Source organism: Paenibacillus sp. B1-35 (genome assembly GCF_050474385.1).
GTDB classification, from domain to species: Bacteria; Bacillota; Bacilli; order Paenibacillales; family Paenibacillaceae; genus Paenibacillus_B; species Paenibacillus_B alvei.
Genome location: NZ_JBCHVJ010000005.1, coordinates 230,797 through 255,201, shown reverse-complemented (window position 1 = coordinate 255,201; position 24,405 = coordinate 230,797). Strand labels below are relative to the sequence as shown.

Annotated in this window: 21 protein-coding genes, 1 riboswitch and 1 other annotated feature; of the genes, 12 read left to right on the top strand and 9 right to left on the bottom strand. The window is 48.4% G+C overall.

Annotation, left to right across the window (positions count from 1 at the left end; all coding sequences use genetic code 11):
* Nucleotides 1-135: 135 nt before the first annotated feature.
* From ACQ5BJ_RS17810 to ACQ5BJ_RS17785, 6 genes are all read right to left on the bottom strand, one after another.
* Entirely contained in the window at nucleotides 136-1,626 is a 1,491-nt protein-coding gene (locus ACQ5BJ_RS17810) for a peptide MFS transporter (protein ID WP_262866492.1), read from the bottom strand.
* Between the two features lie 422 nt (nucleotides 1,627-2,048).
* The gene (locus ACQ5BJ_RS17805) at nucleotides 2,049-2,576 is read right to left on the bottom strand and encodes a hypothetical protein (RefSeq protein ID WP_005544977.1); all 528 of its coding nucleotides are present in this window, start codon (nucleotides 2,574-2,576) and stop codon (nucleotides 2,049-2,051) included.
* 435 nt (nucleotides 2,577-3,011) lie between these two features.
* Nucleotides 3,012-4,007: a polyprenyl synthetase family protein gene (locus ACQ5BJ_RS17800; protein ID WP_005544976.1), complete on the bottom strand. Its 996-nt coding sequence runs from the start codon at nucleotides 4,005-4,007 to the stop codon at nucleotides 3,012-3,014.
* Entirely contained in the window at nucleotides 3,994-4,446 is a 453-nt protein-coding gene (locus tag ACQ5BJ_RS17795; protein WP_005544974.1) for a hypothetical protein, read from the bottom strand. The genes ACQ5BJ_RS17800 and ACQ5BJ_RS17795 overlap by 14 nt, the downstream gene beginning before the upstream one ends.
* Nucleotides 4,447-4,543: 97 nt before the next feature.
* Nucleotides 4,544-6,415 carry an FAD-dependent oxidoreductase gene (locus tag ACQ5BJ_RS17790; protein ID WP_005544972.1) on the bottom strand — a complete coding sequence of 624 codons (1,872 nt, stop codon included), beginning with the start codon at nucleotides 6,413-6,415 and terminating at the stop codon, nucleotides 4,544-4,546.
* Nucleotides 6,416-6,573: 158 nt separating this feature from the next.
* On the bottom strand, nucleotides 6,574-7,083 hold the full coding sequence (locus ACQ5BJ_RS17785; protein WP_005544970.1) for an FMN-binding protein: 510 nt from the start codon (nucleotides 7,081-7,083) through the stop codon (nucleotides 6,574-6,576).
* A 440-nt stretch (nucleotides 7,084-7,523) separates the two neighbouring features.
* Between ACQ5BJ_RS17785 and ACQ5BJ_RS17780 the strand changes: the two genes are divergently transcribed.
* The 8 genes from ACQ5BJ_RS17780 to ACQ5BJ_RS17745 all read left to right on the top strand — a co-directional run bounded on the left by ACQ5BJ_RS17780 (nucleotide 7,524) and on the right by ACQ5BJ_RS17745 (nucleotide 14,871).
* On the top strand, nucleotides 7,524-8,234 hold the full coding sequence (locus ACQ5BJ_RS17780; protein ID WP_005544966.1) for a queuosine precursor transporter: 711 nt from the start codon (nucleotides 7,524-7,526) through the stop codon (nucleotides 8,232-8,234).
* Nucleotides 8,235-8,599: 365 nt separating this feature from the next.
* A riboswitch (TPP riboswitch) is annotated at nucleotides 8,600-8,713 on the top strand.
* A 72-nt stretch (nucleotides 8,714-8,785) separates the two neighbouring features.
* The gene (locus ACQ5BJ_RS17775) at nucleotides 8,786-9,043 is read left to right on the top strand and encodes a hypothetical protein (RefSeq protein ID WP_262866491.1); all 258 of its coding nucleotides are present in this window, start codon (nucleotides 8,786-8,788) and stop codon (nucleotides 9,041-9,043) included.
* Nucleotides 9,044-9,072: 29 nt separating this feature from the next.
* Nucleotides 9,073-10,137 carry an ABC transporter substrate-binding protein gene (locus tag ACQ5BJ_RS17770; RefSeq protein WP_005544965.1) on the top strand — a complete coding sequence of 355 codons (1,065 nt, stop codon included), beginning with the start codon at nucleotides 9,073-9,075 and terminating at the stop codon, nucleotides 10,135-10,137.
* A gap of 105 nt (nucleotides 10,138-10,242) precedes the next feature.
* Nucleotides 10,243-10,536 carry a thiamine-binding protein gene (locus ACQ5BJ_RS17765; protein ID WP_005544963.1) on the top strand — a complete coding sequence of 98 codons (294 nt, stop codon included), beginning with the start codon at nucleotides 10,243-10,245 and terminating at the stop codon, nucleotides 10,534-10,536.
* Nucleotides 10,533-11,300, top strand: coding sequence for an ABC transporter permease (locus ACQ5BJ_RS17760; RefSeq protein ID WP_005544962.1), 768 nt, complete (start codon nucleotides 10,533-10,535; stop codon nucleotides 11,298-11,300). Before ACQ5BJ_RS17765 ends, ACQ5BJ_RS17760 begins: the two co-directional genes overlap by 4 nt.
* Nucleotides 11,301-11,315: 15 nt before the next feature.
* Nucleotides 11,316-12,170 carry an ABC transporter ATP-binding protein gene (locus tag ACQ5BJ_RS17755; protein WP_005544959.1) on the top strand — a complete coding sequence of 285 codons (855 nt, stop codon included), beginning with the start codon at nucleotides 11,316-11,318 and terminating at the stop codon, nucleotides 12,168-12,170.
* A gap of 269 nt (nucleotides 12,171-12,439) precedes the next feature.
* Entirely contained in the window at nucleotides 12,440-13,981 is a 1,542-nt protein-coding gene (locus ACQ5BJ_RS17750) for an MDR family MFS transporter (RefSeq protein ID WP_005544957.1), read from the top strand.
* Between the two features lie 89 nt (nucleotides 13,982-14,070).
* Complete coding sequence (locus tag ACQ5BJ_RS17745) at nucleotides 14,071-14,871, top strand: TatD family hydrolase (RefSeq protein WP_005544955.1); 801 nt, start codon at nucleotides 14,071-14,073, stop codon at nucleotides 14,869-14,871.
* Nucleotides 14,872-15,005: 134 nt separating this feature from the next.
* Here ACQ5BJ_RS17745 and ACQ5BJ_RS17740 read toward each other — a convergent pair whose 3' ends face one another.
* Nucleotides 15,006-16,364, bottom strand: coding sequence for a Na+/H+ antiporter family protein (locus ACQ5BJ_RS17740; RefSeq protein ID WP_005544953.1), 1,359 nt, complete (start codon nucleotides 16,362-16,364; stop codon nucleotides 15,006-15,008).
* 259 nt (nucleotides 16,365-16,623) lie between these two features.
* Between ACQ5BJ_RS17740 and ACQ5BJ_RS17735 the strand changes: the two genes are divergently transcribed.
* From ACQ5BJ_RS17735 to ACQ5BJ_RS17720, 4 genes are all read left to right on the top strand, one after another.
* Nucleotides 16,624-17,910, top strand: coding sequence for an MFS transporter (locus tag ACQ5BJ_RS17735; protein ID WP_430111755.1), 1,287 nt, complete (start codon nucleotides 16,624-16,626; stop codon nucleotides 17,908-17,910).
* Between the two features lie 173 nt (nucleotides 17,911-18,083).
* Nucleotides 18,084-18,398 (top strand) — a binding site (T-box leader).
* Between the two features lie 142 nt (nucleotides 18,399-18,540).
* Nucleotides 18,541-19,806 (top strand): threonine ammonia-lyase IlvA, encoded by a 1,266-nt coding sequence (ilvA, locus tag ACQ5BJ_RS17730; protein WP_430111753.1) that lies wholly within the window; start codon nucleotides 18,541-18,543, stop codon nucleotides 19,804-19,806.
* 143 nt (nucleotides 19,807-19,949) lie between these two features.
* Nucleotides 19,950-21,617, top strand: coding sequence for a glutamine--tRNA ligase/YqeY domain fusion protein (locus tag ACQ5BJ_RS17725; protein WP_430111751.1), 1,668 nt, complete (start codon nucleotides 19,950-19,952; stop codon nucleotides 21,615-21,617).
* Nucleotides 21,618-21,739: 122 nt separating this feature from the next.
* A complete protein-coding gene (locus tag ACQ5BJ_RS17720; protein WP_171416091.1) occupies nucleotides 21,740-22,078 on the top strand; it encodes a DsrE family protein in 339 nt (112 codons plus the stop codon).
* Between the two features lie 200 nt (nucleotides 22,079-22,278).
* On the opposite strand, the gene ACQ5BJ_RS17715 is transcribed toward ACQ5BJ_RS17720, so the two are convergent.
* Nucleotides 22,279-23,403, bottom strand: coding sequence for a Gfo/Idh/MocA family protein (locus tag ACQ5BJ_RS17715; protein ID WP_289356652.1), 1,125 nt, complete (start codon nucleotides 23,401-23,403; stop codon nucleotides 22,279-22,281).
* 108 nt (nucleotides 23,404-23,511) lie between these two features.
* Nucleotides 23,512-24,357, bottom strand: coding sequence for a sugar phosphate isomerase/epimerase family protein (locus ACQ5BJ_RS17710; protein WP_430111749.1), 846 nt, complete (start codon nucleotides 24,355-24,357; stop codon nucleotides 23,512-23,514).
* Nucleotides 24,358-24,405: the final 48 nt, after the last annotated feature.

Sequence of the window (24,405 nt, the reverse complement as noted above, 5' to 3'; positions counted from 1 at the left end):
TGCTTGAGTGCAATCAAGCTCAAGACAAGACCGTCAGGATGGGGTGTTTCCTGACGGTCTGTGAGCTGATGGTACGTATTTTGTTCGGCGTTGCTGGCGAAACGTTATCCGACCATGCCAGCTGAGAAGCTCTGCTTATTTTACGCCCTTCATAAAAGTTTGTATCTTTGGGGACAGCACATAAAGCAGAAGACTCAGCAATAATGCTACCCCGCCAATAACTCCGAAGTACAGCATCTCGGTTTCGGGGGTATAAAACTTTACGATTTGTGCGTTGATGGCCTGTGCGGCAGCGTTGGACAAGAACCATAAGCTCATGGTTTGAGCCGAAAAGGCTGCAGGCGCGAGCTTAGTGGTAGCCGAGAGGCCAACCGGCGATAAACATAACTCTCCGATTACAACGACGAAGTAGCTGAGAACGAGCCACAATGGGTTAACGAGCGAAGCGGCTCCGCCGAAGTATGCCGGCAGCAAAATAATCAAAAAGGACAGACCGGCGAACAACAAGCCAAGTGAAAACTTTTGGGGCACGGTTGGCTGGCGATTGCCGAGCTTCACCCACAGCCAGGCGAATACAGGCGCAAATATAATAATAAAGAGCGGGTTCAATGATTGAAACCAAGCAGGCGAAATATGAATGCCCGCAAAGTCCAATTCGGTACGTTTGTCCGCAAAGTTAGCAAGAATTGTGGATCCTTGTTCCTGAATTGCCCAGAACATAATCGAAGCAATAAACAAAGGAATGTACGCAATGAGTCGGGATCGCTCGACAGGCGTTGTTTTCGGACTGCGGTACATAACGACGAAATAAGCGGTTGGAATCAGTATTCCCAACACCCCAACGAGTTTGATAAAAGTATCGAACGTAAGAACGCCGAACATAATGCCGAACGTGATCAAGACAGCGAGAACAACGACGCTCGCACCTAGAACGGTAAATACTTTTTTCTTCTCGGCAGGTGACAATGGGTTAACTATAACCGTACCGGCAAGACCCAAATTTTTGGGGCGAGTTGTCACGTAAACAACCAAACCCAGCAACATCCCGACAGCAGCAAGACCGAAACCAAGATGGAAATTATTCATCCCAACGGTTCCTACGATCAAGGGAGAGATGAAGCCTCCGAGGTTAATCCCCATATAAAAAATACTGAAGCCCGCATCTCGCCGATTATCCTCTTCCTTATAAATATCTCCTACTAGACTGGATACATTAGGTTTCAGCAATCCTGTACCCAACACAATCAAGATCATGGATACAAAGAAAAGTGCAGCATTACCAGGTATGGCCAGCACGATATGACCACACATAATCAAGATGCCGCCATAAAAAACGGCCTTCGACGTACCGAGTACTCGGTCAGCCAACCAACCTCCAATAATGCCGGACATATACACGAGTGAGCCATAGATGGACACGATGGCAAGCGCGATGTTCTCCGGGAAACCCAGTCCGCCCTTCGTTACTTCATAGTACATGAAGAATACAAGGATGGCCTTCATTCCATAATAGGAGAATCGCTCCCAAAATTCGGTGAAAAAGAGGGTGAAAAGGCCTTTGGGGTGACCAAAGAAACCTTGTTGCGGGACACTTTCTGCAATCTTCTTCTTATCATAATTCGGCATAACATCGCTCCTTTGATGATGATACCCTGTATCAAGTTCAACGTATAAAAATTAATTTCATCTTATTATAATGCTTTTTGCAGTTTGACTTCAACGTTCCATGACTAACAATATAAGTAAAGTTAATAATATTTATACCAATATTAATATTCCATGTTCAGGTATATTCATCATTTTCAATACTTTTACATGGTAGTATTTCCCGAAGTTTTAGCTGTAAGCTAACACTGGATCCAGATAAGTTGGTGATGGGGATGCTTATCGTTTTCAAGCAAGGTGATTTGGTGTTATCTCGGTAGAGAAAGCAGCTACTAATCTAGTTTTCATTGCTAGAAGGTGGTGGGCGGGACGTGTTTTATTATGAGGTGAGGTTCTCTGAATACAACAAGCCCGCCTCTTAAATCGATAAGGGCGGGTTGTCATTATTTCGTATTGGAGTCACCGGGGACTTCCTCATGCTCCAAAGCGTACTCGAAATCATCAATATCGTATATTGGAATCGGAATTTCATTCGTAATGAGACGATCCACATATTCGAACTGGTCAGTGAGCAGCGGAGCCTGTTCGCGCATCGCCGTAAGGATGAGCTCTGTTTCAACAGGGTCGAACGTTTCGCCATAGCGGGCATTGTCCATCGCATTGACAATAATGCAGGAGACGTTGTCCTGTAAAATAAGCGGCGGGCTATGGCGCCATGGGGCCGTCAGAGCTCGCTCAATCTTTTTCTTATTGAGCTCGTTCTCGAAGTAGGCAATAAGCTCCTCGATTTGCTGCTTGGCATATATGTCTTCCTCTGGATCAGGCATAACCTGATCGCCTTCTAGTCGCATTTCGTAAAGCTCTAGAATCGTTGTGTAAGGGATAATATATTCGACTGGACGCTTTGGCACGGACAGTTGACCATAGACCGCCAGCATGACTGCTTCAATTACAAATTGGCGAGGCTTCATCGTCGTACCCCAACCTCCTTCATCTATGGTGTAAGTGACATACATGCAGCCTGTACATATCCATAATACCACCTTGCCCGAACACACAAAAGAGTAAACGGTACAATTTGTAAACATTTGATTATATAAAAGAAGCCAAACCCTTGAAATATCAAGGATTCGGCCATATTTTCTTCACCAGGACATTACCTAATTGTACATGCTGGATCTGTTCAATTTTCAGCACCGAGAAGGTTGCAAGAACTCGAAGCGTATGCATTCGAAGCGAGTTTTGCAGAGCAAAACTTGCAAGGAGCGGAGTGCAGGCTAACTACATGAGCACTACAATGCTTCCGTCAGGAAACATACATCGAAAGCATACGCTGTTGAGAGTGAATGCAAGATTCGATGTCGAGTCACTCCTCTGCAGATTCTTCGTGATCAGAATTGAACTTACTAATAGGTGCGGGCTTCGAAATAATGCCACAGCGCCTTCAAATCCCGGTGGGCAGGATAAGCGGACAACTGCTCTGTTATTTCCCAAGCCTGCTTCATGAACGCATGGCTCATCTGAAGAGCTTCCTCCAGCGAGCCGCTGCGATGAATAAGCTCTATCGCTTCATTGAACGCTTCATCAGGCGAATCTGCCTTCAGTTTGTGCAGCTTGGCTGCGAACGACGCGTCACGCATTGCCAGAATGACTGGAAGCGTTGCGTGTCCGTTCCGCAGATCAACACCAGAAGGCTTGCCGAGTGATTCAGAGGATTGCGTGAAGTCAAGAATATCATCCCTTACTTGAAACGCCATCCCAAGCTGATCGCCGAAGGCGTACAACTGATCGACTACCTCCTCATCTGCACCGGCTGCTTTCGCACCAAGCTGCAGGCAGGTAGCCATCAAGAGCGCAGTTTTGTTGCGCGTCTTCTCCCAGTATGCATCAAGCGAGAGGTCGAAGTTGAATTTCAATTCCATCTGCTGATATTCACCGAGACATAGCTGCGTTGTTGTGATGGACGCTAGATCATGCGCGTACGGCTCATGTTCCTTGCCGCTTGACGTCATCAGCTCGATAACGCGACACATAATGTAATTTCCAATATGAACCGCGTTATAGATGCCTGTCTTGCAATGCAGCGCCGGTTCACCGCGGCGGGTGTCAGACTGATCCAGGATGTCGTCATGAATAAGCGATGCCATGTGAATGAGCTCAGCGGCAGAGGCTAGACGATACACATCCTCTGATTCAGCATCGGTGCCGAAGCGGCTACCGACAATCGTCATCATTGGCCTCAGGCGCTTGCCTCCTGCACGGATGAGATCCAAGACGCTCTTGGCGACAATGGATCGGGAGGGGACATCCGGATCGTGCAGAATAATACGTTCCAAATCCCGATTAATTCGCCGAAGGGAGATGTTAAGCTGATCGCTCAGCGTACCGTTAAATGATGCCATAAGAAGCCACCTGCTTATAATGGGCTGCCACGAAGCGGCCCATTCGCTGATGCAGCATCATATCTGAAGCAGCACCCTCAACACGGCGAATCTGGATGCGCTTATTCGTTGTTGCCAGCTCAATAATGAGCTGAGTCATTCCATGGCGAACGGCGAATTGATAGTACAGGCTGAGCAGGAAATCACCGTCTAGCACAGCCTTGCCTGCAAGCTGTTCTTCCTCTGGCACATGCTGATGGGTGCGCAATGCTTGACGCAGGAGCCAGTAGCAGCCGAGCAGAACCTGGCGTTCATGCTGCTCCATCTCGTAGGCATTCAGCATGCGAGCCATGTCGAGCAGCCAATATTCATCCGTTTCAGCCGTCAATTGAATGCCGGTGATCGGCGGTAGATGCTGAGTCAGAAGGTTACTTGTTTGATTCAAGAGTTGCCGATTCATGGGAACCCCCCGTTTCCCTCAGAAATAAGGAAAGTAATGTGACACGAAGTACACATTACTTTTCCAGTACAACATACCATCTATTCTCGTTGAGCTATTAATCCGTATACAGGTACCAACGTTTCACGAACGGAACCTTCTTCCAGATGCGCTTCAGGCGTGGATACAGGTAGTAGTCCAGACCGAACGTGCTGCCGGAACCGCCGATAAGCGCGATGCCGCCGAAGAAGTACCAGAACATTTCATAAGGAGCCATACCGGACGTGTAAATCATAACGCCCATCGCAACAGTTGCGATCGAAGCAATCGCTGTGAACAAGCCCAGGATCAACATAATACCGAAGATAACCTCGGCAGCAACCATACAGCCTTGGAAAATGTACGCCATAGCCGTATATCCGCCGTCATGCGTATAGAACATCAAATCCATCGACCAGTCTACAATGCCTTTGATGAAATCAGGCACTGGAATAGCCTTGATTGCCGTGCTTGCACCTTCAACAGCAGAAGCTGCTGTTTGTGCATCAACCGTTGTATGAACTGCATCAACGGCTTGAGAAGCTGCTGTTACACCATCCATTGCCTTAGGCGGGATGAGGAACATCTGCGAAGGATCCTTCAGTAATTTCGAGGCCTTTTCCCAGCCTTGGGTTAACCACATGACACCGATATAGATCCGCAGTGGTACGAGCCAGAAATTCGGGGAACGCTTGGCAAAATGTCCACCGACGAAGCTGCGGCGATTCTTCACATGGAAGAACTCGTGCATCATGTAAGACCAGATTTTATGGAAGCCTAGTACTTGCAAGAAGTACACAATATTAATCATATGCTTAAAGAACATGGCCATGAAGCCAGTGAAGTGGAACATTTTCTTCGGTGTACCGATTGCGGCTACCCCGTAACGTCCACCGATACATACCATCGTACCGTGGAATGTAGGCTTGTACGACTTATGTGTGCCATTCTTCAAGTCAGCAACGATATTATGTGCGATAAGACCAGCCGAGTGCTCGGCGTTCTCAACCATTTGTGGAACAGGACGCTCTTCGCCTTCTGGAATATAGAAGATGTTGTCGCCGACAACATACACATTTTTGTGGTCAACGGACTGCAACTTGTCATTTGTCAAAATGCGCTTGCGTCCTTGCTGCTGTACATCGAGGTTGCCTACGAGATCGGAACCTTCGACACCGGCAGTCCAGATAACAGTGTTTGATTTAATTTCATTATCGCCAAGGATAACGGAATTTGGAGTAACGCCGGAAATCTTCGCGCCTGTTATAATTTCCACTTTCATTTTGCGGAGGTACTTGTCCGCTTTATCAATGAGCTTTTGCGGCAGGATTGGCAGGATCTTCGGAGCCATATCCGCTACGACGAGGCGAACCTCAGATTCGTCCACATGGAACTCATGGCACAACTCTTCGCGATATTCAGCCAATTCGCCGACCATTTCGACACCAGTGAAGCCGGCGCCAACGACGACGAATGTGAGCATTTGCTTACGCAGCTCAGGATCTGTGACCTTCGTCCCGTCCATGAACATTTGGCGAATTTGCTGCTTCAACTTAACTGCATCCTCGAACGACCAGAGGGAGAAGGAATTCTCTTCTGCACCTTCGATACCGAAGAAGGATGGCTTACAACCTGTACCGATAACAAGGTGGTCGTAATTGTAGGATTTCTTTCTGCCTTGCAGCTTCTGGCCATTGAAATCGATGTTCTCGATCTCATCCAGTACAACGTCCACTTTCAGACCCGCAAAGATTTGCTTCAGGTCCATTTTGATTGCTTCTTCTTCGACACGGCATGCTGCAACCTCATGCAGCTCCGTCATCATCGTATGGAAAGGTTTACGGTCGATGAGCGTAATGCGAATGTCTTTGTCCTTCTTCAGACGCTTCGCCAGCTTTTTCGCTGTCAGTACGCCGCCATAACCGCCGCCCAATACAACGATCTCTTTCATGGTTTCACCCCGTTGTAATGCTTATTTGTCAATATTTAAAAATTGAACTATCCAATGCGAACAAGGGAGCTCCGCGAATAAAAAAGCGAGTATCTTGCTTTCCTACTGCGGAGCTTCCGAGTTATATCTATATTAATCAAGGAAGGAGTAAACTTATCTTACTTTGCTTTAGCCAAAGCTTCTTGAGCCAGTTGCACGAAGCTTCCAACGTGGATAGATACGCCGGATACAGCGTCTGTTTTGCCTTCGTTGTTCACAGCGATTGCAGCTGGATCTTGCTTAGCGATAAGTTCTTGCTCCATTTTTTCAGCTTGCTCGTGCCATTCGGAAGAAGCACCGCCAGCTTTCATACCGTATTTGCCATCTTTAGATTGCTTTTTCTTTGTATCTCCGCCGTCTTTATGAACGCCATCCCAGTTTACAGCAGTGATTTTGCCGTCTTTAACTGTGATGTCCATTGTTTCTTTCCAACCGGATTTCTCATCGAATTCAGGAGATTCTGCATGATAGTCGCCGTCTTTCAATGTTACTTGAGCTGCGTCTTTATTAGCTTCTGTTGATGTGTTTGTTTCAGGCTGCTTTGCAGCTTCTTCTTTCTTATCTCCACAACCGGCCAACATACCTACAACCAATACTGCGGACAGTAACAGTACAAGTTTCTTTTTCATAAAGAGTCCCCACCTTTTCTTTAGTTCAAAATTACTTTGTGAAAATTATAACTAACGGATTTACAATGTCATTTTAACATTAACTCCCTCTTTGTGAATGTGATAAATGTCACACTCAATGGATAAATCTTTAACTAAGGGAATCCTTGCCATGATCATTTTACATCCTGCTCATCGATAAAGCAGTGAGGTATGACAATATATTCCCTCCGTATCGTCCACAATATACGAAGGGTAGGGTAAAGACCTTTTCATACAGAATATGAAGGAATTGCTTCCACTTAATATAGGGGACAAATAAAGTCAAAACTCACCATGCATCCACTGTGTGTTTCCTATTGGCATGAACCGCCTCTGTATGATAAAGTTATGGCTTGCGCGTATGCGCCGCGGTTCGTAACCATCCCGCGTAATCAAAACTAGGAGGAATTTCATAAATTATGTTCAACTTTACTTGGGGCATTTTGTTCATCCTCGCGAACTTTGCCTTTTTCCTAATTTGTTATCGTGCATTCGGCAAGTCGGGGCTCTATGCTTGGATTGGTGTAATGACAGTTATCGCCAATATTCAAGTCGGCAAAACAATAGAGATGTTCGGTGTTGTGATGACACTGGGCAATACAGCGAATGCAACACTGTTTATGACGTCGGATTTGCTAAACGAGAAGTTCGGTCGCAAGGAAGCGAAGCGTGCAGTATGGTTTGGATTTTTCACCTTAATTATGACGACAATCATTATGCAGATGGCTCTTCGCTTTACGCCAGAGGCGTCTGATATGGCAAATACGGCACAAGCGTCGCTGTCAACTATATTTGATTTCATGCCGCGTCTTGTTGTGGCAAGTTTAACGGCCTATTTCGTTAGTCAGTTCCTTGATGTGAAATTGTTCAGCATGGTGAAGGAGCGCTATCCGAAGGCAGGTCAGCTGTGGATTCGAAGCAACGGGAGCACCGGCATCAGCCAAATGGCGGATTCGCTCGTATTTTGTACGATTGCATTTGCCGGCATTGTCCCTTGGGATGTCTGGTTCCAAATCTTTATTACCACTTATGTAATTAAACTTATTATCTCGGTGTTGTCGACACCAATTCTATATTGGGCAAGAAGCTTCCCGGTTCGTGATGATCTACCGCGGGAGCAAGTGCAATAAGCGAAACGAGACAACTGGTTTTAATTTTCTATCCGTATAGAAGAAAAGGAAAGGCAGAAGCTTCCCTAAACCTAAGCCCAGCACCAAAGACTGCGCTGGGTTACTTGCCTATAACGACACAGGAACAAATGACAGAGGTTCTAAAATTGGAATATTGTACCTTGTTTCACATGGAACTTTTTTCGACAAGTTTCATGTGGGTGTACGAATTTAATGCTAATGTAGGTTCTTTGGTTGTTATGTTATGCATCATTTTGTGGGTATACTCACATTGGAATTTTGCTCTTTCTCTGATCATTGTTACTGGACTTTCTGGTAGATGAGGTCTATAATTACCCATGTAAATGATAGCTTCGATAACTGCATATGCACGCTAGGGGTGCTGGAATACGGCCGGCTGAGATTGTATCCCATTAAGATACCGACCCTTACACCTGATCTGGGTAATGCCAGCGTAGGAAAGACGTTGAACCGCGTCATTATTGTTATATAAAGGTTATTGCTTATTCGCCAGCTTCGCATGAATGTGCGCTGCTTCGGACAGCATTGTCATGATGCTGCACATATGGATGAATATCGCCATACCTGTGACGCGGACATCGTATGATGCACATTTTCGCATATACGCGCAGAACGGCACACATAGCGTCCCAGATGGGGCGCTTTTTTTTGTGGATCTGAATCGTGTTGCAGGACGGCGGGACGGGAACTTGCTCATCCATACATATACGATCGAGCGGATCGTCCAACTGGTGAATGCGGCAGGCGTTATCGAAGCATCTTATGATTTCATACCGACTCTCTACTAGAGCGGGGCAAGAGAAGGGGGATTCATCATATGCAACGCACACGCTTGGAACGAGGATTGATGCTGGCGCTCATCATTATGATGACGTTTGCGCTTACTGCTTGCAGCGGCAAAGGACAAGAAGCGGGACAAGGAGACCAGACATCGGGAAATCCAGCACAAGAGCAAGGAACGAATCAGAATAAGGCGAAGGAAAAACGCGATGTGAAGATCGTGCTCGACTGGACGCCGAATACGAATCATACAGGGTTATATGTAGCTAAGGAGAAAGGCTTCTATGAGGAAGAAGGGCTGAATGTCGAGATTTTGCAGCCAAGCACAGGCGCATCTGATGCGATGATTGCATCGGGAGAAGCGCAATTTGGAGTTAGTGTTCAGGAAGGCATTACGATGGCTCGACAACAAAATGTTCCGATCGTGTCGATTGGAGCGATCATTCAACATAATACATCCGGATTTGCTGCGCCGAAGAGCAAGAACATCAAGTCGCCGAAAGGCTTTGAAGGGAAGACTTATGGCGGTTGGGGCTCTCCAGTCGAAGAAATGATTATTCACACAATTATGGAGAAGGATGGCGGCGACTACAGCAAGCTGAAGAGTGTCAATATGGGTAACGCCGATTACTTTACAGCTGTGAAGAAGGATATCGACTTCGCATGGATTTTCTATGCATGGACAGGTATTGAAGCAGAGCTCCGCGGTGAGCCAATCGATATGCTGTATGTGAATCAATACGCGAAGGAATTAGACTATTACACGCCTGTTCTATCCACAAGCGAGAAGCTAAGTAAGGAAGATCCTGAATTGGTTAAGGCATTTATGCGAGCAACGTCCAAAGGCTACCAATTTGCAATCGACAATCCAGAGGATGCGGCGAATCTGCTGCTTAAGGCTGTGCCGGATTTGAACAAAGATCTGGTTATTGCCAGCCAGAAATGGCTGAGTCCGAAGTATAAGGACGATGCGCCTCGATGGGGTGAGCAGAAGCGCGAAGTATGGGCGAATTACATGAATTGGCTCGTAGAGAACAAATTAATGGAAAAGAGCATCGATGTCGACAAGGCATTTACGAATGACTTCTTGCCTGCTTCATAAGCACAACGTTACGAAGAAATCGGCAAGGGGCGCGCAGGCGCCCTTTTGCTGTATATGAATTTCTATGTATCCGATGGTGATATGCAATCGAGGAGGAGAATCGAGATGGCGAATAGCTTAGTGAGCATTCAGATCGTTCCAAAGACGAAAAATGGGGAAGACGTAATTCCTTATGTGGATCGCGCAATCGAAGTGATTCAAGCATCAGGCGTGAAGTATCAAGTAAATCCACTAGAAACTACGATGGAAGGCGAGCTTAGCGAGCTATTCCGCATTATTGAGGATATGAACAAGGCGATGATAGAGATGGGAAGCAACAATGTATTGTCCCAAATCAAAATTGTGTATAAGCCTTCCGGCATTACGATGGACGAATTGACGGTGAAATACCGGCCATGAGTAGGAGTCGACTTACGAAGATAGGGCCTCCGCTTATAGCCTTTGTTCTCTTTCTTGCGATATGGCAGGTCGGAGTCATGGTATCGGGCATTGAGAAGTGGATGCTGCCCAGCCCGCTTGATATTTTTCAGGAGGCAATCAGCAATGGGGGCGGGCTGCTTATGCATACGTGGGCGACCGTTCAGTTGACCCTAATTGGATTCTGCGTCGGAACAGCAGTCGGGCTGCTGCTCGCATGCGCGCTTCATCCGCTGCCATGGCTGAAGCGGGCCATTTATCCGCTGGTGATTGTCAGTCAGAACATCCCGACAATTGCGCTATTGCCATTGCTTATGATCTGGTTCGGTTTCGGTCTCATGCCGAAGATTGTAACGATCACGCTTGTTTGCTTTTTCCCGGTATGTGTGGCAACACTGGATGGTCTTGCGCAGACGGATCGTATGATGGTGAATTACATGCGCATGGCGGGCGCAAGCCGGGCCCAGCTGTTCTTGAAGCTGGAGCTCCCGCATGCGCTGCCGTCGGTCTTCTCTGGTTTAAAGATCGCAGGCACGTATAGTGTCATGAGTGCGATTATCTCGGAGTGGTTGGGGACAGACAAGGGGATCGGCTATTACATGGTTCTGCAGAAAGCGGCATACCGTACAGATCGGATGTTCGTGGCGATAGCGGTTGTGATTCTGTTGAGCTTAGCCATGTTTGGCCTCGTGTGGGCAATGGAACGGCTGCTCATTCATTGGCGCCGCGACGATAAGCAGCGGTGAAGGGGGAGCATAATGATGATTACAAGGAATGAACAGCAGTCGTCTGATCGCATTCAAGGGGAGCGACTGGGTGAGCCTCTTCCAGAGCGGGAGCAAGCAGCGCTTGAATTGCGGGATGTTAGTATGTCTTTCGACGGTCGTGCCGGGAAGCTTCACGTGCTCGATCATATCTTCATCGATGTGCAGCCAGGTGAATTCGTCTCGATTATCGGCCCGTCTGGTTCAGGGAAGAGCACATTATTTCATCTCATTGGCGGACTGCTTCGCCCATCAGGAGGGGATATTCTTGTACATGGGCAGAACGTTGTCGGGCAGACAGGACATATTAGCTATATGCCGCAGCAACCTGCATTGTTTCCTTGGCGTACGGTAGAGGATAATGTCATTCTCGCTCCGGAAATTGCGGGCAGGTCGAAGAAGGAGTCTCGTGCGGAAGCGCGCCGCTGGCTGAGCAATGTGGGCTTGGCTGGTTATGAACGCTCATATCCTCACGAGCTGTCAGGCGGCATGCAGCAGCGTGTAGCCTTCCTGCGTGCGATGATGAGCCCGCATGAGCTGATGCTGCTCGATGAACCTTTCAGTGCATTGGATGCCTTAACGCGCAGTGATATGCAGCGCTGGCTGCTTGAACTCTGGGAGAGGAACCGCCGTTCAGTGCTGTTCATTACACACAGCATTGAGGAGGCCTTGCTGCTGTCGGATACGATATATGTATTATCCAATCGCCCGGCACGAGTACTGGAGCGGGTCAGAGTACCGTTCGCCCGGCCGCGGACGGAGGCACTTGCTTCTGAAGCCGAATTCGTGCACATGAAGCGGGAGTTGTCGGAACTGCTGCGCCGTGTACAGTCGGTGCCAATTACGAAGTAATGTATAGAGCTGTCCCTTCATGGGGGGCAGCTTTTTTGGTTCAGTCAGGATGTTTTCATAAGCTCAGTTATTAGATATAGCTGGAGTGGGCTGATTATTGCACAGATAGTGCAAGTCACACACATTGTCTGGAATGACCCGTTGTTCATTTTCTGGTGGAAAAAGTTAGATGCAAGGCTTATAATTAAATCTCGTTAGACATGGATGACTGCATGTCTGTACCTATTTGTATAGAGATGATGGTTTGTCCTGAGGAGGAATGAAATCGAATGATTACGAAGGAAAGCAATCTGCGGATGGTCGTCGCCGGCCTGCTGCTCGGCATTTTGATGGCAGCGATGGACAATACGATTGTGGCAACGGCGATGCCGACGATTGTACGCGAGATGGGCGGCTTCAATTTTTACGTGTGGGTAACCTCTGCGTACATGGTTGCTACGATGGCGGGTATGCCAATTTTCGGAAAGCTGTCTGACATGTACGGCCGCAAGCGGTTCTATGTGTTCGGTCTGCTTGTCTTTTTGCTCGGCAGTGCGCTGTGCGGTACTGCAGACAGTATGATTCAGCTTGCAATTTATCGAGCGATTCAAGGGATTGGCGGCGGTGCTGTCATGCCGATCGCATTTACGATTATTTTTGATGTTTTCCCGCCTGAGAAACGGGGCAAGATGACAGGATTATTTGGTGCGGTCTTCGGCATATCAAGCGTGGCAGGGCCGCTGCTTGGCGCATACATTACTGACTACATCGGCTGGGAATGGGTATTCTACATCAACCTGCCGCTTGGTCTTATCTCCTTGTGGTTCATTATGCAATTCTATAAGGAAAAGGCTTCCACGAAGAAGCAGCGCATTGACTGGGGCGGAGCCATTACGCTCGTAGTGGCAGTAGTCAGCTTTATGTTCGCGCTGGAGCTTGGCGGCAAGGAGTACGCTTGGGATTCGGCAGTTATTTTAGGTCTATTTGCTACATTCCTTGTGTTCTTAATTGCCTTCCTGTTCATTGAAACGCGGGCGCAGGAACCGATTATTTCGTTCAGTTTATTCAAGCGCCGCTTATTTGCGGCAAGTCAGGGTGTCGGGTTTTTCTATGGGGTATCGTTCGTAATCGCTACGGTATATATCCCACTGTTCGTTCAATGGGTATATGGAGGTTCTGCCTCGGATAGCGGTCTCGTCTTGACGCCAATGATGGTTGGTTCTGTTGTCACCAGCTCCGCTGCTGGTATTTTGGTTGCAAAACGCAGCTACCGCAGCTTAATGATCGTGTCCGGTATTTTCTTTATCGGAGGGATGTTTGCATTAAGCACAATTTCAACAGATACCCCGCGGACGCTCCTTACGCTATACATGATCCTGACGGGGCTCGGTGTAGGTTTCTCCTTCTCTTTGCTTAGTATGTCATCCATGCACGGCATGGAATTCCATCAGCGTGGAGCAGCGAACTCAACCGCGTCCTTCTCGCGCTCACTGGGAATGACAATTGGCATTACGCTGTTCGGCACGATCCAATCGCATCTGTTCCAAAGCCGATTACAGGAGGTTATGCCCCCAGGCGGCGCGGCGATGGATGTGAAGCCGGAGACTCTGATGAGCGGCCAGATGGGCAATCTTCCGCCTGAAGTAGCGAAAGGGCTGACAACCGCACTCGCAGACTCGATCGCCGGGACGTTCCAATGGGCGCTCATTCCAGTTGTGTGTGCGCTGGTATGTATTGCGCTGATGGGCAATGCCCGAATGATCCGGGGAGGCCAAGGTCAAGGCGAACATTCGGATGATGCAGCGAGTCAACTAAAGGTCGGGGAAATATAATTCGATAGTGATGAAACGGGATTTGCCGCAGGAGGTTCGTCTACGACGTTGCGCCTGCGGCATTTTTGGCAGATAAGGAGATGAGTGATATGAGACATGATGATATTCATGTTGTAGATGCACATATCCATGTTGACGGATACAAGCTCGACGCTGCTGCTGAGTTGGAGGAGGCATTGGCTGATCCATCCTTGGAGTACGTCATTGCGGTATCTATGAATCTTGCCTCGTGCCATCACACTGAGCAATGGGCGAAGCGTTATCCGAACAAGGTACTGCCGGCATACGGATTCCATCCCGAGCAAGCACTTCCGAGCGATGAGGAGCAGGAAGTGCTGCTGGCTTGGCTTGATGGTCATAAGGAGAGCATGGCTGCAATTGGCGAGGTTGGTCTGCCTTACTATATGCGGGAAGAGGCGTTAAAGCGGGGAGGTTCATTTGACCGTTCTCCCTACATAGAGCTGCTTGAACCATTTGTAAAGCGGGCTGCTGCGTGGGACATGCCGATTGTACTCCATGCGGTGTATGACGATGCGCCGATTGTAGTTGATCTGCTTGAACGCTATAGTGTGCGGCGGGCGCACTTCCATTGGTTCAAGGGAGATAACAAGACGATTGACCGCATGGCGGGCAACGGTTATTTTATTTCTTTCACGCCAGATATTTGCTACGAGGATGAGATTCGCGCATTGGCTAGACAATATCCGCCTGAACAGGCGATGACCGAAACCGACGGGCCGTGGCCGTTCGAGGGGCCTTATGACGGGCGGCGGACGTTGCCGACAATGGCTCGCGATGTTGCTTTAGAGTGGGCAGCGCTGCGGGGCATGGATGTGAGGGAAGCAGCGAAGTTGCTGCGAGAGAATGCGAAGCGTTGTTATGGGGTGTGAGGTTAGTATCCCTATACATGCAAAACAGGGATTGCTCCAGCCAGTCATCTGTCGATTCGGCTTAAAGCAATCCCTAACTTGAAACAGAAAGCTTGAAAACTGCATTTGCTGTGTATTATGGGCAACTGCTCTCCTTACAACACCATCGCGGCGATGAAGCCTGCAATGAGAAGCGGCACATTATAGTGCAGGAAGGTAGGTACACACGTATCCCAGATATGATCGTGCTTACCGTCTGCATTCAATCCAGCAGTCGGGCCGAGCGTGCTGTCCGAAGCGGGTGATCCGGCATCGCCCAGCGCACCGGCTGTTCCGATAAGTGCTACCGTGGCCAGCGGGCTGAACCCTAATCCAATGCACAACGGTACAAATACGGTGGCGATAATCGGAATGGTAGAGAACGATGAGCCGATGCCCAAGGTTACAAGCAGACCGATTGCCAGCATCAGAAGGGCAGCAATTGCCCGATTGTCGCCAACAGCTTCCACGGAAGCCTTCACAAGTGTCTCGATATGCCCTGTCTCGCGCAGAACGGCGCCGAAGCCAGAAGCTGACATCATGACGAAGCCGATATAGGCCATCGACCGCATGCCGTCAGTTAGTACTCGATCTGCTCGGCTCCACGGCACGACACGGGATATGAGGAGAATCACCAATCCCGATGCAGCCCCATAAATCATGGAGCCAGTGCTTAACTGGACAGCCAGCATAGCTGCAATGGCACCAAGTCCAGCCCATGTTGTGAAGCTTGTTCCGTTATTAGGTGATTCATTTTCTATATTTGGTGAATCCGGCGAATCCGTCGCGAATGTATCGTCGCTGCCAGCAGTTGTATATTCACGCGGCTTACGATAGCTGAATGCAATTGCAATGATGAGTCCTGCCACCATCCCGATCGCGGGGATGAACATGGCATGCGGCAGCATGGATGCATCAATGGGAAGACCGTTTTTCGTTATATTTCCTGCAACGACATCATGAAAGATTGCTCCAAAACCGACGGGAAGCAGCATATATGGCGTGATGAGACCGAAGGTAAGCGCGCATGCAACAGCCCGCCGATCGATTCGCAGCGAATCGAACAGAACGAGAAGCGGAGGAATCAGCACCGGAATGAAGGCGATGTGAACAGGTACGGCGTTTTGCGACATACAGGCGATAATAGCAATGGCGGCCAATACCAAATAGCGTACAGCGGCACGCGGATTTACGGAGCTGTCCTTGCCTCGTACTAAGATGACGGCACCGCGAACAAGCTTGTCAGGCAGTCCTGTCTCTGTCAAACCAGCGGCGAATGCACCTAGCAAGGCGTAGCTTAAGGCGATGCCGGCATTGTCCTTCAAGCCTTCCCCGAATACATCGAGCATATGTGCAATGCTTAGACCGCCAGTCAATCCGCCTACCACAGCAGCTGTCAGCATAGCAAGCACAACATGTACGCGGAGCATACTCAAACCGAATAATATTGCTAATGATAGTAATACTGCATTCATGATTTATGCCCACCTTCAATTCAACTTTGCGTTATTATGATAACTAATTAAAACATTACCACTTTACCATGGCAACGTACAATCATTTCCTATGCGTGAATGTGCATTTTTTTTGAACAAATTGTTTTACGAAAAGTCCATAAATATCCGTCTAGGAACCGATTGAGATCTTTTTTTAATTCACGTACACTAATGGAGTTCATGGTTAGATTAGAGAGAAAGAGCCCTGATTTATTTATTTTGGAGGGAGAGATGTAATATGACTGCCGTGCAATCTGAACATGCACAGTCAGAAGAGAGTAAGTCGGTATTTGGTCTATTCCGCAACCGCTTTGTACAAGCCATAATGGTTGCAGGTTTATTTATGCAAATTGGTGTATGGGTACGGAACTTTGCCGTACTGTTATTTGTAATGGAAATGACGAATGAAGATCCGTTCGCCGTTTCAATGGTATCAGTAGCTGAATTCGCTCCTATCTTTATCTTTTCCTTTATCGGAGGAACATTTGCAGACCGTTGGCGTCCAAAACGGACGATGATATGGTGTGACTTCCTGAGCGCACTGTCTGTATTTGCAGTTATGTGGACGATTGTAATAGGGGATTGGCATGCCGTATTCTTTACAACGTTTATTTCCGCAATTTTGTCTCAATTCTCTCAGCCTTCTTCCATGAAGCTATTCAAGCAGCACGTGCCCAAGGATATGCTCCAGGCGGGCATGTCGATATTTCAAACGATGGTGGCGCTGTTTATGGTGCTTGGACCGGCGATCGGTACGGCGATTTTTCAACATTACGGGATACAGGTATCTCTCATTGTGACAGGGATTGCCTTCATCTTGTCTGCAGCAGCGCTTATGTTCCTTCCTGCTGATCATGAGGAGGACAAAGAGGAACGAAAGCAATTAAATGTCATGCAGGAACTGGCGGCCGGATTCCGCTATGTAATGAAAAGTTCTATTTTGAAGCCGCTTGGAGGCTGCTTTGCTTTTGCTGGATTAGCCATTGGGCTTATTCAACCGATGGGAGCGTTCCTTGTTACGGAGCGTCTAGGATTGCCGAAGGAACATCTCAGCTACTTATTAATGGCAAACGGTGTTGCGATGCTTATCGGCGGTGCGCTTGCAATGGGCATCTCGAAGAAGCTACTTCCACAGCATATGCTTGCTGTTGGGATGTTCATGAGCAGCGGAGGCATGCTGTTAGCGGGATTATCGACGCAGCTGTGGCTGACACTGGTTGCTCAGTTCATCAGTGGATTGTTTTTGCCTTGCATTCAAATTGGGATCAATACGATGATCCTGCAAAATACAGAGGGCGAATTCATCGGCCGTGTAAATGGCATCCTCAGTCCGATGTTCATGGGGGCTATGGTGCTTACCATGACACTTTCCGGAGGAATTAAACAACTTACTTCCATTGTATTCATGTATGAGGCAGCGACAGTGTTGTTTATATTGGGTATTCTCGTTATGCTTCCAATCCTGATGAAGCGCAAGTCTTCTTCGAATGCTGATCTTCAACAGGGTACGGGGACAGAAGGATAATGTTCCCCCAGAGGCGAGAGCATTTATACTGGATCTCTTTTTCGTCCTTGATCGGTATACAAGCGTCCTGCTTGTACAGATATAGTAGGAACAACTTAGGAACAACTGCGGCGGCCCATTGACATCGGGTGCGCCGCATGTTCATAATAAGGGATAATAGTTACCAGACAGGTTAACAATTGATGACGAGAACGAGTACGCTATGAAGCAGTCTTAAGAGAGTCGACGGGTGGTGCGAGTCGATGGCTGGCGTGGCCGAATATCCTCTCCGAGATTCCATGCTGAACCCAATCTGCGCATTGATAAACTTAACGTATGGCGCAAGTGCGAAATAAGCAAGGACGGCCATCCACCGTTATTCGGATTCGCGATAAATGAATGCGCGGCCAAGCGCTGCAGCAGCGTGCAATCGATACCTTCGAATGATGGTTCGGTGATGCCCAGCTGCAGAACAAGGGTGGTACCACGAGATCGAACTCGTCCCTTTCCAGGGATGAGTTTTTTTGTTTTTATAGGTTATTTAAAACCGAACACTTTTGATTACAAAGTGAAACAGGAACCGATCTTTTTGAACTTCCATTATCATGGTATACAAATGACGTATATTCGATCGAAAGCGAGGAACCGACAATGGAAACGACCCAAGCAGCACATGCAGTTACTATGGAACATATCGTTCGTGCACATCACGTGCTCAAAGAAGTCATCGTTCGGACACCGCTTCAGCGTGACCCGATATTGTCCGCTAAGTATGACTGCAACGTCTATTTGAAGCGTGAGGATTTGCAGATTGTCCGCTCATTCAAGATTCGCGGTGCCTACAACATGATTCGCCATCTGACAGATGAGGAGCTTGAGCGCGGCATCGTCTGCGCAAGTGCAGGCAACCACGCACAAGGCGTGGCCTATTCCTGCCAAACGCTACAAATTCAGGGCACGATCGTGATGCCGAGCACAACGCCAAGTCAGAAGGTATCCCAGGTGAAGCGATTCGGCGGATCGTACGTCAATGTTGTACTGACTGGGGATACGTATGATGATGCATATGAAGCAGCCATGAACATTTGTGAGGAGAAGGGAAGCACCTTCATCCATCCATTTGATGATCCTTATATCGTTGCGGGCAACGGGACAGTAGGCATGGAGATTATGGAGTCATTGAAAGGCGCGGCAGACTATGTATTCGTCACAATTGGCGGCGGTGGATTGGCGGCAGGCGTAAGCACTTATGTGAAGACCGTCAGCCCATCGACTCGCATTGTAGGCGTAGAGCCAGAAGGAGCCGCGTCGATGACGGCAGCGCTTGAACGCAAGGAAGTGCTCACGCTGGAGTCGATCGACAAGTTTGTCGATGGTGCGGCAGTAAAGCGCGTCGGTCAGCTTCCTTATGACATTTGCTCCAATTTACTGGATGATGTCATTCAGGTGCCAGAGGGCAAGACATGTACAACGATTCTTCAGTTGTATAATGAAAATGCAATTGTAGTCGAGCCTGCTGGTTCTCTCCCGATCGCGGCACTTGATTTGTATCGGGATCAGATTCGCGGCAAAACGATCGTATGTGTCATCAGCGGCGGCAATAATGATATTGATCGGATGCAGGAAATAAAAGAGCGTTCGCTCATTTATGAAGGCTTGAAATATTACTTCACAGTCAACTTCCCGCAGCGGGCAGGCGCCCTTCGGGAGTTCCTGCAAGACGTGCTGGGACCGAACGATGATATTACCCGATTCGAATATAATAAAAAGCATAACAAAGATAATGGATCTGCGCTTGTCGGTATTGAGCTGAAGTATAAGGAAGATTACGAGCCGCTTGTGGAAAGGATGAACAAAAGGGGTATCCAATACATTGAAGTGAACAAGGATAAGACGCTGTTCGATCTTCTGGTATAGAAGAAGCGTCTGGATCAGGGAATGTCGGCGGTTCATTGCGCACGTGCAGTACGTTGTAAGTGGACAATCGGTGTTGAACTCGCTTGACGATACGGGTATATTTATAAACAAAGTGTGTTAGGGCAAAGAAAGGTTGATGACTGGTGGACAATCCGAATCATAGTTCCAACTTTATCCGCAATATTATTGTGGATGATTTACAGGAAGGCCGCGTAGACAATATCGTTACACGCTTTCCGCCTGAGCCGAACGGCTATTTGCATATCGGACATGCGAAGTCGATATGCTTGAACTTTGAGCTTGCGCGTGAGTTCAAGGGTCGTGCGCATCTGCGATTCGATGATACGAACCCGCTAAAGGAAGATACGGAATACGTCGAGTCGATTAAAGAGGATGTAGAGTGGCTCGGCTTTAAGTGGGACGGACTCTATTTTGCGTCCGACTACTTCGAAGAAATGTACAATCGTGCCGTATTACTGATTAAAAAAGGTCTGGCTTACGTTGACGACCTGTCCGCGGATCAAATCCGTGAGACGCGCGGAACGCTTACTGAGCCTGGACAAAACAGTCCTTATCGTGATCGCTCAATTGAGGAAAATCTGGACTTGTTTGCTCGTATGCGCAATGGCGAATTCGGCAACGGGGAAAAAGTACTTCGCGCCAAAATCGATATGGCATCACCGAACATTAACTTGCGTGATCCGGTCATTTACCGTATCGCTCATGCATCACATCACAATACAGGCGATGCATGGTGCATCTATCCGATGTACGCTTTCGCGCATCCGCTTGAGGATGCCATTGAGGGTGTAACACATTCCATCTGCACAGTTGAGTTTGAAGATCAGCGTCCATTGTATGACTGGGTCGTTGAGCAAAGCGAGATGGAAAAAACACCGCATCAATATGAATTCGGGCGTCTGAATCTGACGAATACGGTCATGAGCAAGCGGAAGCTGAAGCTGCTCGTAGACGAGAATGTTGTGGACGGCTGGGACGATCCGCGCATGCCTACAGTATCCGGTCTTCGCCGTCGCGGGTTTACACCAGAGTCTATCCGTACGTTCTGCCGAGAGATTGGTGTAACGAAATCGAGCGGTGTGATTGATTTTAAATATTTGGAGCACTTCCTGCGTGAGGATTTGAAGCTGAAGGCGCCACGGACTATGGGTGTATTGAAGCCGCTGAAGGTCGTTATTACGAACTATCCGGAAGGACAAGCAGAATGGCTGGATGCAGAAGTAAATCCAGAGAATCCGGAAATGGGCGTTCGCCAAATTCCGTTCTCGCGTGAAATTTACATTGAGCAAGATGATTTCATGGAGAATCCGCCAAGCAAGTACTTCCGCCTGTTCCCAGGCAATGAGGTACGCTTGAAGCATGCTTACTTCATCAAGTGCAATGACTTCGTGAAGGACGAAAACGGAAATGTAGTGGAAATCCATTGCACGTACGATCCTGAAACGAAGAGCGGAAGCGGGTTTACAGGCCGCAAAGTAAAGGGAACGCTCCATTGGGTAGATGCTACACATGCTGTTCCTGCTGAGTTCCGCTTGTACGAGCCGCTTATTCTTGACGAGCAAGAGGATGAGGACGAATCCGCTACCTTCCTGGAGCGCATTAATCCGAACTCGCTTGTTGTAGAACAAGGCTTCATCGAACCGAATATGAAGGATGTGGAGCCGCATGACAAGTTCCAATTCTTCCGTCATGGCTACTTCAATGTTGATCCGAAGTATTCCGTTCCTGGTAAGCCGGTATTCAACTTAACTGTTTCGTTGAAGAGCTCGTTCGCATTGCCGAAGCAATAAGAAGAATCAGGAATGTTAATGTTCCTGTAAGCGCCGCATCTTGACGCGAGAAGGACACCTGATGCTGTGCCGATTGGACAGACGGCACATCGTGCAGGCGCGAAGATGAAGGAGGTCTTTCTATGAAAGGCAAAGTCATTTTACTGACATCAGATACAATTGGTGCTGCTGAGAATGGTCTCGGCGCCACAATTTTGGAAACCTTCCTGACGCTCGTTAAACAACAGGAAGAGCTTCCAGCAGCAGTTTTCTGCATGAATCGCGGCGTTCTCGCCTTGACTTCACAGTCATTGGCGTCCTTACAGCTGGCTGAGATTGAGAAGCTTGGCGTGCCGGTGCTTGCCTGCAAAACTTGTGTCGATCATTATGGGATTGCTGATACTCTAACAACAGGGGAGATTTCCGGTATGGGTACGTTCGTTGAGCTTGCTGCCAAGCACGAGGTCTTGACTATCGGATAATCTATAGATGGATACCGACAGCTTATCTTAGCTGCATCGACCGGATTCTCTTCGGAGAGTCCGGTTTTTTGTCATCGGAGATGAGAATTAGTAAGTCAGATGCAGCGGTTCATCAGAATCAAGGAAAAAGGCAGAATCATGCACCACCATGATCCTGCCTTTTCGTTATGCCGTAACACCGGGCAAAGGTATGGAAATCCTTAAATATGGACTGCAGTAGATACCGACCCGGTAATGATTTCATCTGCGGTTACTTCACGCCCGAGTGAACTAGACATGTAGATGCCCTGACTTATCAGCATCGTATTCAACGCCAACTCCGCAGTAGGAAGCAAAGGTACAATGCCTTTCAATGCCGCGATCCAGTGTCCTTGGGAAGAGTCATACGCCCATTCATTTGGGTTAAGAAGGTGTCTGCGGTGGTTCATCGCATGCACATCCACCGCCGTATTGAAGTCCATATCCGACACGGTATTATGGAAGGTGAATGGATGCTGGGCCTGACTCGTATGGTATGGCATGCGCAGCCCGCCCTTCGAGCCTACAATGCTGCTGCCTTCAAAGCCGTCCAGATAGATCGCCCATGCTTCGATAATATCAAGGGTTAGCCCACCCTCGAACTTCACAAGGCCGACACCAAGCTCTTCTACGTCAAACTTGCTAATTTCTCGGCGCTCCTGTAGCATATCCATTTCTTGATAGGTTTGGCCGCTGATGCGGGTAACCTGCGGCATGCCTAACAAGTACAGAAGCTGGGTGATATGATAGACGCCCATATCGTATAAGGCACCGCCAGAAGCGATTGCCTTCTGGGTGAAGGCCGGTGTGCCGTACCCGTCGACATAAGGGCGTCCGCGGCGACGGAAGCCGGTTGAACGGGCGTGGTACAGCTTGCCGAGCTGCCCATCATCAATTAATGTTTTTGCGGCTTTTGTTTCCGCATTATACAGGGTAGCTAGTTGAATATGCAGCATGCGTCCAGTTGCCTTTGCGGCCTCGATCATAGCTGCTCCGTCGAAATAAGAGCCTGCTATCGGCTTTTCGCAATAGACATGCTTGCCTGCTTCCAATGCAGCAATGGTGATTGGTGCATGGAAGTTGTTGTGCAGGCATACATCGACGGCCTCGATATCGTCACGCTTCAGCAGCTCGCGGAAGTCCGTATATACGTGAGGGACTTGATATTGCTCGGCTACACGGCGTGCCTCAGCTTCATTGACATCGCACAGCGCAACAATTTCTGCACCGCCGACGCGGGCATATTCATCCAGATGATGCTTGCCAATCTGACCTACTCCAATGACGGCAATACGCTTTGATTCCATCGTTATTCGTTATCCCCTTTACTCTCCGTTCTAAGTTGATTGGCTGCATGTGAGAGCACCCTATGAAGGAATGCGGCGCCAGAACAGGTAATGCACTATGCCTACTTGTTACGCAGACAGTGAAGCCAGATGCCCTTTCAGCTTCCCAATAGCCTCATCCATGGCAGCCAACTGATCATACGGCGCATTGTATTCAATTGCCCAATATCCGTTGTAGCCGGCGTTCTTGAGCGATGCTAACCGATCCTTGGCATCTGGCGATTCAATCAATCGGTAATCTACATGGGTATGTCGTACCCATGGCGCTGCCTGTAGGTCGCCCTCGATTGCATAGCTATCCCATGTTCCCGGCGTGGCGTTGCGAATCGAAAAGGAATCACCAGGCGGCTTCCAGCGGCCAATATGGAGCAGAATGCCGTAATTCGGATGATTGACTTCTTCAGAGATACGAACCAGTGTATCAGGCTGCAGCGCACAGCCAGTATGATTCTCTGGTCCAACCCAGTATCCCCCCTCAGCGCCACGCTGTGCGTATTCACGATATCGCATCGTGATATATTCAAGCGCCTCATCACTGAGCACGTCGTCCCCATGAAGAACAGCATCAATTCGCACGGATTGTGCGCCCATAATTTCGGCTGCACGAAGATGGGCGAGGGCATTTTGATGAAGCGCCTCTCGTATCTCAGGATCTGGATCCCAAATATGGGCCCGATCGACCGCAATGTTGACGAGATTCATTTCACGCTCAACAAGTGCTTGTCGAATTCGGTGCAGCATATCGTCATCCGCAATCTGCCATAGCGGGCGTGTCGTATCAGCGAAAAATGCGTTCCAGAAATCGATACCCTGTAATTGATACCGTTTATAGACGGTTTCGATATAGGCGAAGATGTCCATCTTGCCCTCGACTCGCAAATTATTGAATGAAAATCCGCCAATAGATAGTTTCATGCTGTTCCTCCTTATGCGCGAAAGGTGATAAGCTTTCTTTCGTATCAA